We start from the raw sequence: 14,689 nt of genomic DNA on the forward strand, positions 1-14,689 counted from the left end.
TCCCTGGCTCCCCGCCCCCTCGCTCTCCCTCGCCGTGGCCGTCCGCTCCGGCTCGCTCAGAACGCGTACCGGATGCGCAGCCAGGGAGCCCGGTCGGCGACCAGCGCACGGAGCCGCTCCACCGCCCGCGCCTTTCCGGCGCCGGCGTAGCGGACGTTCAGCGCGCCGTTCTCCGAGCGCTTGGTCTCCTGCAGGTCCGGTCGCCACAGGATCTCCTCGGCCCGTGGGTGCCACCCCAGGTTGACCTCGTGCAGCTCCCGGTTGTGCGTCAGCATGATCACCTCGGCGGCGGCCTGCCGCTTCACCCGGTCGGGCAGGACGTCGTCGAGATGTTCGAGGAGTTGCGACCACGCCTCCTCCCATCCGGCGCGGACGACGACGGGGGAGAGGTTGAAGTGCACCTCGTACCCCGCGTCCAGGAAGTCGGCGGCAGCGGCGATCCGCTCGGCGACCGGTGAGGTCCGCAGGTCCAGCAGCCGGGAGTCGTCCGGGGGCATGACCGAGAAGCGGACGCGGGTCCGGCCGCGTGGGTCCAGCACCAGCAGGTCGGGGTTGACGAACTTGGTCGCGAAGGACGCCTTCGCCGTCGGCCACTGCCGGAAGGCGTGCACCAGATCCGCGGTGTTGTCGCAGATCAGCGCGTCCACCGAGCAGTCGCCGTTCTCGCCGATGTCGTACACCCAGGCCTGCGGGTCGCACTGGTTGGGCTGCGGCTTGGGGCCCTGCCGGGCGATGTGCCGACCGATGTGGCCGACGATGCGGTCGATGTTGGTGAAGACGGTGACGGGGTTGGCGTACCCCTTGCGCCGCGGCACGTAGCAGTACGCGCAGGCCATCGCGCAACCGTTGGAGGCGCCCGGGGCGATCCAGTCCGCCGACCGGCCGTTGGGGCGGGTGCGCGGCGACTTCCGCTCCCCGAGGACGAGCGTCTCGCCCTTAACACGGACCCAGCGCTCCACGTTGCCCTCGTTGCCGTGCAGCCCGGGGATGCCCCAGTGGGACTCGACCTCCACCAGCCGCGCCCCGGGGAAACGGGCGATGATCTGCCGTCCGCGTGGGGACGCCGCGGCCGCCGGTTCGGCGTGGATCTCCCGCACGGGGAGCAGACGACGAGCGGTCTCCGAGTCGCGGAAGGATGGTGGGGCAGGGCCCTGGGGGACCGGCACGGGCTCAGGACCGAGGGCGTCGAGCCCGAACAGGGCCTCGGCGTCGTGCTCCGCGGCGGTGGACGGACGATGCATGAACGTTCCGGTGGGGTCGGCGTGAATCTGACCGGACCGAAGGGAATCCGACCGGATCGAAGACGGATGAACCGCACCACCCACTGTACGGTCCGCCACACGCCCCACACGCCCCACACGCCCCACACGCCCCACACGCCCCACACGCCCCACACACCCCGACCATGGCGGGCCGGCCGGGGCGGCCGCGGTTCGCGGACGAGCCGAGCGCGTCAGGGCGTCAGGACGCGTCAGAACGTGTCAGCGGGCGGCCACGCTGCGTTGCCGGAAGCGTTCCGACCGCTCGGAACGGTCCTGCTCCTCGCAGACCCGGGCGAGCCGGGCCAGCATCGCGCGGTGCCGCAGCTGGATCAGGGCCTCGGCGCCGGCGTTGTGGAACCGCCCGCCCGCACCCTGCAACGGGTGTTCGTCGACGATCACCAGGCAGTGTTCGCCCCAGGGGCGCAGCTCGATGGCGATCCGCGCGGTGCCCAGCACGCCCGCGTGCGCCTCCAGCTCCAGCTCCGAGCCCTCCTCGCAATGCCGGACGACGGTCTCGTTGGTCAGCCGGAGCGGGCCGAAGCGCACCTCATAGCCGATCGCCGCGCCGACCTGCGGCCACTGCCCCCACACCGGTTCGGAGGACGACGTACCCACCACCCAGTCCGCGTAGCGACTGCCGTCCGAGAGGACGGCCCACACGGTCTGCGGACTCACCTTGATCAGACGATGCCGTACCGCCACACCACACCTCCAGGACACCGGGACTCGGTCCCCTGCCAAGTGCCCGGCCCGGCGAAGACCAACCGGGACACAGCGGACCCGTCCGTCCCCGCCGGGGGAAACCCGGACGAGCCGAGGTGGTGCCGGCACCACTCACAAGAGGGGGCTGGCAGGAGTGAGCCGCGGGCCCGGGACCCCTAGCGTCACACCGCATGGGACTCATGAATCACCCGCGTACGGCGACGGCGACGGCCGTCCTGGCCGCCGCCGTGGCGCTGGCGGCGGCCGTCGCCCCCGTCCCGGCCTCGGCCAGGCCCGACCCCGCCCCGCGCTCGTCAGCCTCGGGAACGCACTTACCGAGCTGCGGCTCGCACACCGCCCTGCACCGGACACTGCGCACCCTGACCGAGGACGACGCCCTCGCAGGGGCCGCCGTCGAGGTCACCGATCCGGTCTGCGGCCGCTGGAACGACGCGGCCGGAACAGCCGATCTCGCCACCGGCCGCCCCATGAACGCCCAGGACCGGTTCCGCGCCGGCAGCGTCACCAAGACGTTCACCGCGACGGTCGTCCTCCAGCTCGCCGCCGAGCACCGCATCGACCTGGACGCGCCCGTGGCCCGCTATCTGCCCGGGCTGATCGCGAGCAACGGCTACGACGGCCGGAAGATCACCGTGCGGCGGCTGCTCCAGCACACCAGCGGGCTGCCCGACTACCTCGACGCTCCGGAGTGGGAGCACCCCGAGCGGCTGCGCCACCGCCGTTTCACCCCGCGCGAGCTGATCGACCGGGGCTGATGGGGCCGTTCACCAACGACATCACCCGGTGCGCCTTCTGGGACCGGCCCCGAGAACGCCCCACCGCCGTGCGGCGCGACTTGCCCGCGCTGATGGTCAACGCCGTGGGCGACCCCCGCACCATCTACGCCGGCGCGAGTGCGATGCACGATGCCTGGCCCAGCTCGCGACTGGTCACCGTCACCGGATCCGACCGGCACGGCATCTACGGCGCGTACGGCGACGACTGCGCCGACAGCACCGTCAACGCCTACCTGCGCACAGGAAGGCTGCCGTCCGAGGACGTCACCTGTTCGGGGTCGCGGTCCGGACGGTAATTCCGCGTCGGCGGGGTAAAGGGACGTCGACCGGCCGCACGCCCTACGCGGCCGCTCCCACGGAGAAGGAGTGAGCATGACCGACGAGGCCTACCTGTTCCTGCTCGACGACGCGGCCACGGCGCTCGGCGTCTCCCCGGCCGCCGTCGGCGAACTCGCGTGCATGGACACTCCCGCCGTGCAGGCGTGGCTGGCCGCTCAGGGAAGCTCGGCGTCGTCCCCTCTCCTGCGCCTCCTGCCGCCGGAGGAGCGGGGGGCCGTCCCGGAGGGAGCGGAACGGCTGCCGGTCCCGCTGAGCGAGGAGGAGCTGTCCCGCGTGCGCCGTCAGACGGCCCCGGCGGCGCACGCGGACGTGGAGGAGGAGCTCCTCGCGTACCGGGACTGCGCCGACGGCAGGGACGGTCTGATCGAGCGGGCACTCGCCGCCGGCGTCCCGCCGCACCGCGTCGTGGAACTGGCCGGCGTGGATCCCACGGCGGTGACGGCGGCCGCCGACCGGTGACGCCGAGGCGCCCATGACGCCGAGGCGTCATGACGTCCGCGCCATGACGTCGACGCGCGGAGGACGGCGGCTGTCACCGCCGGCGGCGGGGCATCAGCAGCAACGGCTCACGTCGGACGCGTCCTTCGAGCCGGGGCCGGCCCCGTCCTCGGCCGGTCCGGCGCAGCAGGTGCTGTCCTGGCCGCGGGTAGGCGAGTCCGCGTCGGCCTTGACCACGTACACCTCCCAGGGTTCCGGCCGGGACCCTGGGAGCCGGACTTTGTCCTGGACGGCGTAGCGACAGGTGGTGCCGTTCTCGACGTCGGGGTCTCCCAGCCGACCGTCTCCCATCACCTGAAGAAGCTCAGGGAGGCCGGGCTGCTCACCTCGTGCCATGGGCTGCCGCGGCCGCCCCGGTCCCGACGGACGCGGCCCCGGAGCCCCGGAGCCCGGTTCGGTGGGCGACCGGACTCGGCCGGTAGCCTCGGCGACCATGACCGTCGCGCGTTCCCTCGCCCTGTTCGTCGTCGCAGCCCTGTTCGAGATCGGCGGGGCCTGGCTGGTGTGGCAGGGCATCCGTGAGCACAGGGGCTGGGTATGGATCGGCGCCGGAGTGATCGCCCTGGGGCTCTACGGAGCCGTCGCCACCCTTCAGTCCGACGACGACTTCGGACGCGTCCTCGCCGCCTACGGCGGGATCTTCGTCGCGGGCTCGATCGCCTGGGGCGTGATCGCCGACGGTTACCGTCCGGACCGCTGGGACGTGATCGGCGCTCTGATCTGCCTCGCCGGTATGGCTGTCATCATGTACGCGCCCCGCAGCCGCTGAGACCCGGCACCGACCGGGCCCAGGAGGACCCGGCGGGCAAGGGAGCCGAGGCGGTCCGTCCCGTCCGGGACGCGATCAGGGCCCGCTAGTTGTTGCGGATGAATGTCTGGGCCAGCTGGTCGCCCAGGGTCACCGCCGCGCTGTGGCTCTCGATGGGGGACGCCTTGGAGTTCTTGAACAGGATGTAGGTGACGCCGGAGTCGGTGCCGCCGTTCTCCGGATCCGGGTCGATGCCGAGCGCCTTGGCCGTCGCGTACGACGCCTCACCGATGATCTTCGTGGGCCCGGTGTCGCCGACGACGGCGTACTCCACCTTGTTCTGGTAGATGACGGCGACGACCCCGCCGCCCTTGATGCCGGCGGAGCCGTAGTTCCAGATCGAGCTGGAACTGGGCACGACGACGTAGGGCAGGGTGTCGGCGCGCAGGGGCTTGCCGTCCGACTGATGGAACGCCGTGTCGTCCTGGTACCAGGGGTCGGTGGACTCGCTGCACTTGGACGTCCGCTGGCCGTCGCAGTCGACGTCCATGTCGGCCTTCCAGAAGACCGCGCCGTTCTTGCCGCACACCGGGACGGTGGCCGAAGTCTCGTCGTCGGTCTTGTACTTGCCGTTCGATATCTGCGAGCAGGACGTCACCTTGGCCAGCAGGGCGGCCGCGCTGACCGAGCCCTCCTGCGCCGAGGCGGGGGCGGCGGCGCCCCGGCCGGAGCCGGCGGTGAGTCCGGACGCGTTCGCCGGGAGGGCGGCGCCGGCGAGGAGGGCGGCGCCGACGGCCGCGGTGAGGGTCAGTGTTCGAGAGCGCACTGTGGGGGAACCCTTCTGTTAGGAAAGTTTCCTTACGGGGTGCCGTACAACGTGGCCCCTTCCTGTCGGCGTCGTCAAGCCCCTTGCGGCGATTGGGGATTGGCCGGAAATGGATCCGACCTTATCGGTCCGGACCATTGACCCGGTCGAGTTCGGCCGGGACTCTGTTCCACGCCACCAACCCACTGCATGAATCTGATGCATGGATGTGAACGTCCGGTGCCCGCCCGGGGTCTTCTCTGCACTCCGCGCGCCCTCAGTCCCGGAAAGTGAGAACGCCTCATGAGCGAGCAGCCTTTAGGAACCCACCAATCGGAACGGGGTGTTCAGGAAACATCGGATGACAGGGCTCTGGGGGCGGGGACATCATGAGACGTCTCCGGGCCCTCTCGGCGGCGGGAGCGCTCGCCGCCGCGGGTCTGCTCACGATCTCGGCGGCGGCCCCGCCGGCCGTCCGGCACCACCCGCACCTCGCGTCGACCCCGCGCACGGCCGCCGCCACCGACTGGTCCGTGGCCATGGTCGACTCGACCAAGGCCCGGTTCACACCGAGCGCCATCGGCGGCTGGTCGTACCCCGTCGGCCTGTATCTCTACGGCCAGTACCTCACCTACCGCCGCACTCACGAGCCGCGCTACCTGTCGTACATCAAGAGCTATGTCGACCGCTTCGTGCGCGACGACGGCACCATCGACCAGAAATTCGACAGCCTCGACAGCATGCAGGCCGGCCGGCTGCTGGTGATCCTGCACCACGAGACCGGCCAGGACCGCTACCGCAAGGCGGCCGAGAAGATCCGCGACCGGCTGAGCAGTTACCCGCGCACCTCCGACGGCGGCTTCTGGCACGCCGACACCAGCAGCCGGGCCCACCAGCTCTGGTCGGACGGGGTGTACATGGTGAACCCCTTCCTGGTCGAGTACGGCAGGGAGTTCGGCGACTCGGCGCACGTGAACGACGAGGCGGCCGAACAGCTCTCCGTGTACGGACGCCATCTACAGCTGCCGAACGGGCTGCTGCGGCACGCCTATGACGAGTCGAAGACGGCGAGCTGGGCCGATCCGGCGACCGGGCTCGCCCCCGAGTCCTGGTGCAGGGCGGTCGGGTGGTACGCGATGGCGATCGTCGACGTGCTCGACGCGCTCCCCGCACGCCACGCCCGCCGTCCCCGGCTCCTCGGCGTCCTCGGTCGTCTGGCCGCTGCCCTGGAGCACTACCAGGACCCGGCGAGCGGGCGCTGGTTCCAGGTGATCGACAAGGGCGCCCGCAGCGACGACTGGACCGAGACGTCCTGCTCCAGCATGTTCGCCTACGCCCTCTCGCGCGGCGCGCAGCAGGGATACATCGACGCCCACTACCAGTCCGTCGCGCGGCGCGGCTACGAGGGCGTCCTCGCCAGGATCTCGCTCGACGCCGAGGGCCGCACCGTCCTCACCGACATCTCCGTCGGCACCAACGTCGGCGACTACGCCTTCTACGTCGCACGCCCCCGGCAGACCAACGACTTCCACGGCCTCGGGGCCTTCCTGATCATGAACGAGCAGCTCAGGGCCGTGAGGCGGCCCGGGAACGGATGACCCGGCAGCCCGCGCCCCACGGCTCGTCCCCCACCATGCCCCGATCGCCCGTCTCCCCGAGCCCCGATCGCTCGTCCCACCCGCGCCCCCGCCGTCCGTCCACCCGCCGGGAGCGCGGCAACCCCCTGCAGAACGAGGTGAGTCAGCCATGAGCACATCCCGCAGGACCCTGCTCGGCGCGGCGCTCGGCGGCGCCGCGGCGACCACGGTCGCCGGCCTGCCCGGCATCGCGCACGCCGCGTCCTGGCAGCAGAAATGGGCGCCGTCGGCGAGCCGCGACGGCCTCGGCGCCTTCGAGACCGTCGAGGACGACCGCGCGAACTCCCACCCGTCGGGCAGCCCCCACATCTTCGCCACCGGGAACAACTGGCGCTTCAACATGCACATGGCCGACCGGGACACCTCGACCGACCGCCAGCGCCAGGAGGTCACCGGACTGCGCAACGGCAGCGGCGGCGACTACCTCAAATGGACGCCGGGCCAGACCTGGCGGGTCACCTACTCGATGTACATCCCCGGCTCGCTGAAGGCGACCACGACCTTCACGCACATCATGCAGATGAAACAGCCCGGCAACGGCACCTCTCCGATCGTCGTGCAGTCGCTGCGGCGCGTGAACGGCAAGCAGACCATCGAACTGAAGCTCGCCGTCGACGACATCCTCGTCGGCCGCACCGCCCTGGACCCGTTGCACGACACATGGACCGACGTCGACTTCCAGATCAAGGTCGGCAACGGCTCGGCGGGATCGGTCCGCTGGATCCTCAGGAGCGGCGGCTCGACGGTCGTCGACGCGTCGAAGACCGGGGTCGACACCTTCCTCGCCGACCGGGTGCGCCCCAAGTGGGGGATCTACCGCTCCCTCGGCGACACCTCGGGTTCCCTGCAGGACACCTACCTCCTGCTCACCAACCTCCGCGGCTACCAACTCGGTTGAGGAGTCGGCCCCATGAAACCCCCCGCTTGTGCACCCCGTCCCGTTTCCCGGCCCGGGGCGGGACTGCCGCCGTCGAGCCGGAGCGGCACGGGATTCAGCCGTGTCAGAGCTCTGATCGTGGCCATGGCCGGGCTGCTGATCGCCTCGGCGGTCACGCTGCCGGCCGCCGCCCGTCCGAATGCCGCCCGCCCGGCTGCCGCCCACCCGGCCCCCGCCTCCGACAACGGCCAGTCGGTGCGCCCCGCCATGGGCTGGAGCAGCTGGAGCTTCGTGCGCCGCACGCCGACCGAGGCGAAGATCAAGGCACAGGCCGACGCCCTGGTGGCCACCGGGCTCAAGGACCACGGCTTCGTGTACGTCAACCTCGACGACTTCTGGCAGAAGTGCGACGACAACGGGTTCGTCGTCGACTCCTACGGCCGCTGGAGCGTGGACCCGGCCAAGTTCCCGGACGGGATCAAGGCGGTGGCCGACCACGTCCACTCCAAGGGCCTGAAGTTCGGCTTCTACGTCACACCCGGCATCGCCAAGAACGCCGTCACCAGGAACACCCCGATCGAGGGGACCGCGTACCGCGCCAAGGACATCGCGGACACCTCGAAGCCCGAGAAGAACTACAACTGCAAGAACATGTACTCCATCGACTACGGGAAGCCCGGTGCGCAGGAGTTCGTGAACTCGTGGGCGAAGCAGTTCGCCTCCTGGGGAGTCGACTATCTGAAGATCGACGGGGTGGGCAGCGCGGACATCCCGGACGTGCGGGCCTGGGACACAGCACTGCGGGCCACCGGACGGCCGATCACCTACGCCCTGTCCAACAACCTGCCGATCGCGAACGCCTCCACCTGGCGTCAGCTCGCCAACAGTTGGCGCACCCAGGGTGACGTCGAGTGCTACTGCGGATCGGGCGCCAACGGCAGCGGCTACCCGCTGACCGACTGGTCGCACGTGGCCGGCCGCTTCGACTCGGCCGCGTCGTGGCAGCGGTACGCGGGACCGGGCGGCTGGAACGACCTGGACTCGCTGGAGCTCGGCAACGGCGACCAGGCGGGCCTCACCGCCGACCAGCGACGCTCGCACTTCACCCTCTGGGCGATGGCGGCCTCCCCCCTGCTGCTCGGCACCGACCTCACCCACCTCGACCCCGTCGACAAGGCGATGCTGACCAACGACCGGCTGATCGGAGTCGACCAGGACGGCGTGGCCGCCGAACGCCTCGTGAAGAGCGGGGCCGGACAGGTGTGGAGCAAGAAGGAGAAGGACGGCCAGTACGTCGTGGCGCTCTTCAACACCGCGACTTCCGGGAGCACTTCGGTGCGGGTGGACTGGTCGCAGGTCGGCTTCACCGGCTCCGGTGACGTCACCGACCTGTGGTCGGGCTCGCACAAAGGCGTGATCGCGGGCTCCTACAGCGCGACCCTGCGCCCCGGCGAGACCCGGCTGATCCGGGTGAAGGCGGTCGACTCCTCACAGGCGGTCGGCCCTCAGCAGGCGGTCGGCTCTCCACGGACGCCGGCCGCCGCGCCCGGTATGGCCGTCGCCCCCTACGAGTACCTCGGCTGGGGCGACCCGCCCGCCCCGGCCTCGGTGATGTCCGCGACCGGCGTCAGGTGGTTCACCCTCGCGTTCGTCCTCTCCGACGGAGGCTGCAACCCGAAGTGGGACGGCTCGCGGCCGCTGACCGGCGGCGACGACCAGTCGAAGATCAACGCGATCCGGGCGGCCGGCGGTGACGTCATGGTCTCCGTCGGCGGCTGGAGCGGCGCGAAGCTCGGCGAGAAATGCTCCAGCGCCGCCGCGCTCGCGGGCGCCTACCAGAAAGTGATCAACGCCTACCGGCTCAAGGCCCTCGACATCGACATCGAGAACACCGAGTGGTCCAGCGCCACGGTCCGGCAGCGGGTCGTCGACGCGCTGAAGATCGTCAAGGCGGACAACGCCGGACTGACGACCGTCATCACCTTCGGCGCCACGACCTCCGGTCCGGACTCCACCGGCGTCGACATGATCAGACGGGCCGCCGACTCCGGCCTGGCGAACGATGTCTGGTGCATCATGCCGTTCGACTTCGGCGGCGGCGCCACGACCATGGGCACGCTGACGACACGGGCCATGGAGGGTCTCAAGGGCCGGGTCAAGTCGGCGTACGGCTACGGCGACGCCGCCGCCTACGCCCACATCGGGCTCTCCTCGATGAACGGCAGGACCGACGACAGCGGCGAACGGGTCCGTGTCGCCGACTTCAGGACGATGCTCGCCTACGCCCGGCAACACCACATCGGCCGCCTCACCTACTGGTCCGTCAACCGCGACCGGGCCTGCGGCTCCGGGACCGGCGGCGACTCCTGCAGCGGTGTCCCGCAACAGCCGTACGACTTCCTGAAGGTCTTCGCCCAGTACACGGGCTGAGGGGAATCAACCGTGAAACGCATCGGAGCACTTCCGTGGGGCCTCTCCCTGGTCCTGGCGCTGCCGCTGGCAGGGCTGGCCCCCGGCGCGGCGCACGCCGCCACCGACTACCAGGCCGAGGACGCCGTCGTCACCCAGGGCGTCGTCGCGACCAACCACACCGGGTACACCGGCACCGGGTTCGTGGACTTCACCAACGTCAAGGGCTCCGCCGTGGAGTTCACGGTCGGCGCCGCCGCCGCGGGGACCGCGTCCGTCACGCTGCGCTACGCCAACGGCACGTCCGTCGACCGGCCGATGGACATCTCCGTCGGCGGGACGGTCGTCGCCCCGGGCGTCTCGTTCCCGGCCACCGCCGACTGGGACACCTGGGCGAGCAAGACCGTCGACGTGCCGTTGACCGCGGGCGTCAACAAGATCCGAGCGACCGCCACCACGGCGAACGGCGGCCCCAACCTCGACCGCATCGGGGTCGGAGCGGCCGCCGACGGTCAGGCGCCCACCCGGCCGGGACAGCCGAACTGCTCGGCGATCGGCGAGGACCGGCTCACGCTGTCCTGGGGCGCCTCGACCGACAACGTGGGCGTGACGGCGTACGACCTCTACGAACACGGCAACAAACTGGGCGAGGCCGCGGGCGACGCCACCTCGAAGGCGCTCACAGGGCTGCGTCCCGACACCGTCTACGACCTGACCGTCATCGCGCGGGACGCGGCCGGCAACACCTCTCAGGCCAGTCCGGTGGTCGACTGCACGACCGCGCCCAGCTCCGACACGACGGCGCCCACCGCGCCGGGAACCTTCAGCGCCACGGCCGTCACGGCGGACAGCGCGGAGCTGAAGTGGGGCGCGTCGACCGACGACAGGGGTGTCACCGGCTACGACGTACGCAGCGGCGACACCGTCTACAAGACGGTCACCGGCACGTCCACCACGCTCAGCGGGCTCGCCTGCGACAGTCCGTACACCCTGAACGTGGTGGCCAGGGACGCCGCCGGCAACGTGTCCCCGCCCGGCAACACGGTCGCCTTCAGAACGAAGGCGTGTGCGGCCGACGGCGGGGTGCCGTCCTCGATCGCCACCGTCTCCAGCGGCTGGACGATCCCCTGGGGCATCTACTGGATGCCCGACGGACAGAGCGCGCTGGTGACCGAACGGGACGACTTCCGGGTCTGGAAGGCGACCAAGGACGGGGCCAGGACCCAGGTGGGCACGGTGCCGAACGTCGTCACCACCAACGGCGAGGGCGGACTGCTCGGCGTCGCCGTCGACCCCAAGTGGGCCTCCGACCACTACGTCTACTTCATGCACACCGCGGCCGAGGGCAACCGGGTCGTCCGCATGAGGTACGACGGCGACTCGCTGACCGGCTACACGGTTCTCCTCCAGGGCATCAAGAAGAACCGCTACCACAACGGCGGACGGCTGGCCTTCGGTCCTGACGGCTATCTCTACGTCTCGACCGGCGAAGCCCAGACCCCCGACCTGGCTCAGGACAAGAACTCCCTGAACGGCAAGATCCTGCGCATGACGACGGACGGCAAGGCCGCCCCCGGCAACCCGTTCGGCACCTACGTCTACAGCTACGGCCACCGCAATCCGCAGGGCCTCGCCTTCGACCGCAACGGACGGCTGTGGGAAGCGGAGTTCGGCAACAGCTCCAAGGACGAGCTCAACCTGATCAAGCCGGGCGCCAACTACGGCTGGCCGACCTGTGAAGGCGCCTGTGACGTTTCCGGCATGACCAACCCCAAGAAGACCTGGAACGTCGCCGAGGCCTCGCCGAGCGGCATCGCCATCGTCCGCAACACCGTCTACATGGCGTCCCTGCGCGGCGAGCGGCTGTGGCGCATCCCGATCAACGGCGACACGGAGACTGTCGGCACGGCGACGGCGTACTACGTCGGCTCCTACGGCCGCCTGCGGACCGTGACCAAGGTTCCGGGAGCCGACCAGCTGTGGCTGTCGACGACCAACTGCGACAACAACGGGGGAGCGGCGGACGGATCGGACAAGATCTTCCGGGTGACCATCGGCAACTGAGGCCGCCCGCCACGCCGTCGACAAGCGCGAAGCCGTCGACCCGCGCACCCGGCGGGCCGGCGCCGCATCCGCCTCACGCGGACGCGGCACCGGCCCGACGGGATCACAGCCCGGTGACCTTGGCGCTCGCCGACAGCTCGTAGACCAGAGTGACCGTGCGCCGGCCCCCGGGAGGCAGGACGAGGTTCCAGCGGGCGATGCCGTCGGCGTCGACCGCGTCGGGGACGGGGGAGCAGGCGTCCTCCCGCACACGTGTCTGCACCGCCGAGACCTCGGAGACCGGGATCCGCTCGCGCAGGACGACCGTCTGGTCGCCGTGTTCGCCGGGGGTGGAGAACCGGGACAGGTGGATCCGCACCGTGCGGGTGACCAGGGTGCGTTGGGTGATCGCGGAGGTGTCGCGGGTCTCCTCGGTCTGCCGGGTGACCCGGTGGTCGTCGCGGCTGCCGTACGCGAGTTCCGCGGCGGCGCCCGGGGCGGTGAAGTCCAGCGCGCCGCGGCCGCTGAACCCGCTGCGGCGGACCAGGTCGACGGGACCGGCGAGGAGCGCGTGCCCCGACAGGTTGTCGAACCGCACCACCTCGGTGACCAGCGGCGACAGCTCGGGCGCACAGGCGTGCTCGATCCCGGCGGTCGTGGTGAAGACGGACACCGGCACCCGGTGGGCACGCCCGTCGGCCGGCACGGACACCGCTGCGGGGGCGCTCAGCACCCGGACCTCGCCACCGTCGTCCACCCCGGGCAGGCCGAGCACGGGGGCCGGCCCGAGCTCGGCGACGTCCTCCTCGCGCAGCTCGACGTCGACCGTGCGGCGCTCTGCCGAGGAGCGGTCCTGAAGGGTCAGCCGGTCCTCGCCCAGCCGGGGCGGCTCGGTCGCCAGTGCCGAGCGCGCCGTCGACAGCGTCAACCGGACGTCCGACCAGTCCTCGCCGGTGCGCTGCCACACCATCGCGTCGGTCTCCCACGTCAGGGAGTCGCCGTCGAGCACGGCCCGGTAGACGGGCCGCCACAGCGCACACGGTGTGAGATGGCCCAGCCGCAGCCCGGCCGGACCGGCGGCCGTGGCCTCGACGGTCAGTTCGATGTGGCCGATCAGCTCGGCCGGTTCCTCCTCGGCGAGCTCCACGGCCCGCTGGATCTCGACCAGTTCGGCGTTCCGGGCAGCCGACTCGGCGTCCACGGCGCGCAGTCGCTCGCCGTGGGAGTCGCGTTCGGCGTCCACCCGGTCCAGCTCACGATGCCAGCGGGGCCCCTCGCTCTCCCCGTGTCCGGCTCCTTCGCCGATCTCCCGCAGGAGGTCGGCGGCGAGCCGGCCGAGCACGTCCAGACGCGTCTGCAGCCGGTCGCGCCGCCGGCCCAGATCCTTCAGCTCCGCTTCGAGGGCCTTCGTCCGGCGGCGCAGGGGCGAGTCCTCGTCGGAGGGCTGCGGCCCGCGCGGCTGCCAGCTGCGCACGATCCGCACGTCGAGCACGGTCGCCGCGTACGGGGCGGTCAGTTCGGCGTGCAGCGTGCGGTCGACGGCCAGCGCGCTGACGGGCCCCAGACGCAGCCGCTGGACTCCGGCCTCCAGGGCGAGCTCGGCGCTGCGTTCTACGTGGGCGCGGTCCTCCAGACAGGTGACGGCGGTGACGGGGAGAGGGATCGGCTCCGGTGCCGTGGACATGGGCTGTGTCAGCTCCTGCGGTTGCCGCCGGCCAGGGCCTTGGCGGACGGGATGCGGATCTCGTAGCCGCCGTCGAGGGCGGTGGCGCCACCGGCGGGCAGGTCCACCCGCCAGATGCGGGCGCCGGGGACGTGGTGCTCCGGGTCGGCGTCGTCGCGGGGCTTCGACCAGTCGGCTCGCTCCTCGATGCGCACGTCCCCGTCGGAGGTGACCGGGACCCGCTCGCGGACCTCCACGGTGACCGGCCCGGCAAGGCGGTTGGCCAGCTCCACATGGACGCGGTGATCGAGCACCGTGGTGGAGTTGCGCAGCCCCGACGTCGACTCGTGCATCGTGGTGCGACGGGTGACCCGGACGCCCTCGGCCGGGCCGAGCCCCACCCGGCACACACCGCCCGGGGCGAGCGTGGGCAGGGCGGCGGTCAGCAGGAAGTCGTCTCCGACGACGACCTCCACCGGACCGGCCAGCAACGCCTGGTCGGTGGAGTGGGAGAGCACCAGCGTCCCGTACACCGTCTGTTCCACGGACGGCACGCACAGGTACTCGGTGCGCAGTGCGACCGGGATCTCGCCGACGGTGACGGTGTGCCAGGCGCCGTCCGAGGGGATGTCGGCGCGGGCGACGGCGTCGAAGCGGTGGTCGAAGGAACCGGCCGACACGCGGGGCGGCACTGCGTGGCCGGGAAGCGGCAGCGCGGCCACGGCCTCGGCGCGGCGGCGGTACTCGGCCGCCACCGGGTCGTAGGGAGCGTCGGGGAACAGCCGGCCGCGGCGCCCTCCCTGTTCGTCGGGGCCGCTCAGGACGAGCGCCGGGTAGTCGAGCTCGGCGCCGCTCGGCTGCGGCGGACCGACCGCCGGCGGCGCCGCGCGCTTCGGGGCGGCCGAGCCG

13 protein-coding genes and 1 pseudogene are annotated in these 14,689 nt (G+C 71.5%); 9 read left to right on the top strand and 5 right to left on the bottom strand.

What is annotated here, in order from left to right; all coding sequences use genetic code 11:
- Positions 1-56 precede the first annotated feature (56 nt).
- Positions 57-1,241 (bottom strand): spore photoproduct lyase family protein, encoded by a 1,185-nt coding sequence (locus BG482_RS19375; RefSeq protein ID WP_069770329.1) that lies wholly within the window; start codon positions 1,239-1,241, stop codon positions 57-59.
- 240 nt (positions 1,242-1,481) lie between these two features.
- The gene (locus BG482_RS19380) at positions 1,482-1,964 is read right to left on the bottom strand and encodes an SRPBCC family protein (RefSeq protein WP_069770330.1); all 483 of its coding nucleotides are present in this window, start codon (positions 1,962-1,964) and stop codon (positions 1,482-1,484) included.
- A gap of 191 nt (positions 1,965-2,155) precedes the next feature.
- On the opposite strand from BG482_RS19380, the gene BG482_RS19385 reads away from it, so the two are divergent.
- The 5 genes and pseudogenes from BG482_RS19385 (at position 2,156) to BG482_RS19405 (ending at position 4,367) form a co-directional block, all read left to right on the top strand.
- Positions 2,156-2,740, top strand: a complete 585-nt coding sequence (locus tag BG482_RS19385) for a serine hydrolase domain-containing protein (protein ID WP_069770331.1) — start codon at positions 2,156-2,158, stop codon at positions 2,738-2,740.
- Positions 2,740-3,057 carry an alpha/beta hydrolase gene (locus BG482_RS19390; RefSeq protein WP_069770332.1) on the top strand — a complete coding sequence of 106 codons (318 nt, stop codon included), beginning with the start codon at positions 2,740-2,742 and terminating at the stop codon, positions 3,055-3,057. The genes BG482_RS19385 and BG482_RS19390 overlap by 1 nt, the downstream gene beginning before the upstream one ends.
- 76 nt (positions 3,058-3,133) lie before the next feature.
- A complete protein-coding gene (locus tag BG482_RS19395) occupies positions 3,134-3,559 on the top strand; it encodes a DUF6003 family protein (RefSeq protein WP_069770333.1) in 426 nt (141 codons plus the stop codon).
- 291 nt (positions 3,560-3,850) lie between these two features.
- Positions 3,851-3,928, top strand: a pseudogene (locus tag BG482_RS41195) (ArsR/SmtB family transcription factor); the annotation flags it as partial.
- Positions 3,929-4,031: 103 nt separating this feature from the next.
- A complete protein-coding gene (locus BG482_RS19405) occupies positions 4,032-4,367 on the top strand; it encodes a YnfA family protein (protein WP_069770353.1) in 336 nt (111 codons plus the stop codon).
- Positions 4,368-4,452: 85 nt separating this feature from the next.
- On the opposite strand, the gene BG482_RS19410 is transcribed toward BG482_RS19405, so the two are convergent.
- Entirely contained in the window at positions 4,453-5,172 is a 720-nt protein-coding gene (locus BG482_RS19410) for a glycoside hydrolase family 75 protein (RefSeq protein ID WP_069770335.1), read from the bottom strand.
- A 368-nt stretch (positions 5,173-5,540) separates the two neighbouring features.
- Between BG482_RS19410 and BG482_RS19415 the strand changes: the two genes are divergently transcribed.
- The 4 genes from BG482_RS19415 (at position 5,541) to BG482_RS19430 (ending at position 12,138) form a co-directional block, all read left to right on the top strand.
- Entirely contained in the window at positions 5,541-6,749 is a 1,209-nt protein-coding gene (locus BG482_RS19415) for a glycoside hydrolase family 105 protein (protein ID WP_069770336.1), read from the top strand.
- A 148-nt stretch (positions 6,750-6,897) separates the two neighbouring features.
- On the top strand, positions 6,898-7,686 hold the full coding sequence (locus tag BG482_RS19420) for a Tat pathway signal sequence domain protein (RefSeq protein ID WP_069770337.1): 789 nt from the start codon (positions 6,898-6,900) through the stop codon (positions 7,684-7,686).
- A 123-nt stretch (positions 7,687-7,809) separates the two neighbouring features.
- Positions 7,810-10,095 carry an alpha-galactosidase gene (locus BG482_RS45815; protein WP_069770338.1) on the top strand — a complete coding sequence of 762 codons (2,286 nt, stop codon included), beginning with the start codon at positions 7,810-7,812 and terminating at the stop codon, positions 10,093-10,095.
- Positions 10,096-10,107: 12 nt separating this feature from the next.
- Positions 10,108-12,138: a PQQ-dependent sugar dehydrogenase gene (locus tag BG482_RS19430; RefSeq protein WP_069770339.1), complete on the top strand. Its 2,031-nt coding sequence runs from the start codon at positions 10,108-10,110 to the stop codon at positions 12,136-12,138.
- A 103-nt stretch (positions 12,139-12,241) separates the two neighbouring features.
- On the opposite strand, the gene BG482_RS19435 is transcribed toward BG482_RS19430, so the two are convergent.
- Positions 12,242-13,801: a mucoidy inhibitor MuiA family protein gene (locus BG482_RS19435; RefSeq protein ID WP_069770340.1), complete on the bottom strand. Its 1,560-nt coding sequence runs from the start codon at positions 13,799-13,801 to the stop codon at positions 12,242-12,244.
- A gap of 8 nt (positions 13,802-13,809) precedes the next feature.
- A partial coding sequence (locus BG482_RS19440) for a DUF4139 domain-containing protein (RefSeq protein ID WP_141746642.1) occupies positions 13,810-14,689 on the bottom strand: 880 nt, incomplete at its 5' end.

Source organism: Streptomyces sp. LUP30 (assembly GCF_001746365.1).
GTDB lineage: Bacteria > Actinomycetota > Actinomycetes > Streptomycetales > Streptomycetaceae > Streptomyces.

Excerpts from the sequence above, each read along its gene's own strand:
- BG482_RS19375 (WP_069770329.1), bottom strand. The coding sequence starts at position 1,241 with ATGCATCGTCCGTCCACCGCCGCGGAGCACGACGCCGAGGCCCTGTTC.
- BG482_RS19435 (WP_069770340.1), bottom strand. The coding sequence starts at position 13,801 with ATGTCCACGGCACCGGAGCCGATCCCTCTCCCCGTCACCGCCGTCACC.
- BG482_RS19390 (WP_069770332.1), top strand. The coding sequence starts at position 2,740 with ATGGGGCCGTTCACCAACGACATCACCCGGTGCGCCTTCTGGGACCGG.
- BG482_RS19415 (WP_069770336.1), top strand. The coding sequence starts at position 5,541 with ATGAGACGTCTCCGGGCCCTCTCGGCGGCGGGAGCGCTCGCCGCCGCG.
- BG482_RS19385 (WP_069770331.1), top strand. The coding sequence starts at position 2,156 with ATGGGACTCATGAATCACCCGCGTACGGCGACGGCGACGGCCGTCCTG.
- BG482_RS45815 (WP_069770338.1), top strand. The coding sequence starts at position 7,810 with ATGGCCGGGCTGCTGATCGCCTCGGCGGTCACGCTGCCGGCCGCCGCC.
- BG482_RS19420 (WP_069770337.1), top strand. The coding sequence starts at position 6,898 with ATGAGCACATCCCGCAGGACCCTGCTCGGCGCGGCGCTCGGCGGCGCC.
- BG482_RS19395 (WP_069770333.1), top strand. The coding sequence starts at position 3,134 with ATGACCGACGAGGCCTACCTGTTCCTGCTCGACGACGCGGCCACGGCG.
- BG482_RS19405 (WP_069770353.1), top strand. The coding sequence starts at position 4,032 with ATGACCGTCGCGCGTTCCCTCGCCCTGTTCGTCGTCGCAGCCCTGTTC.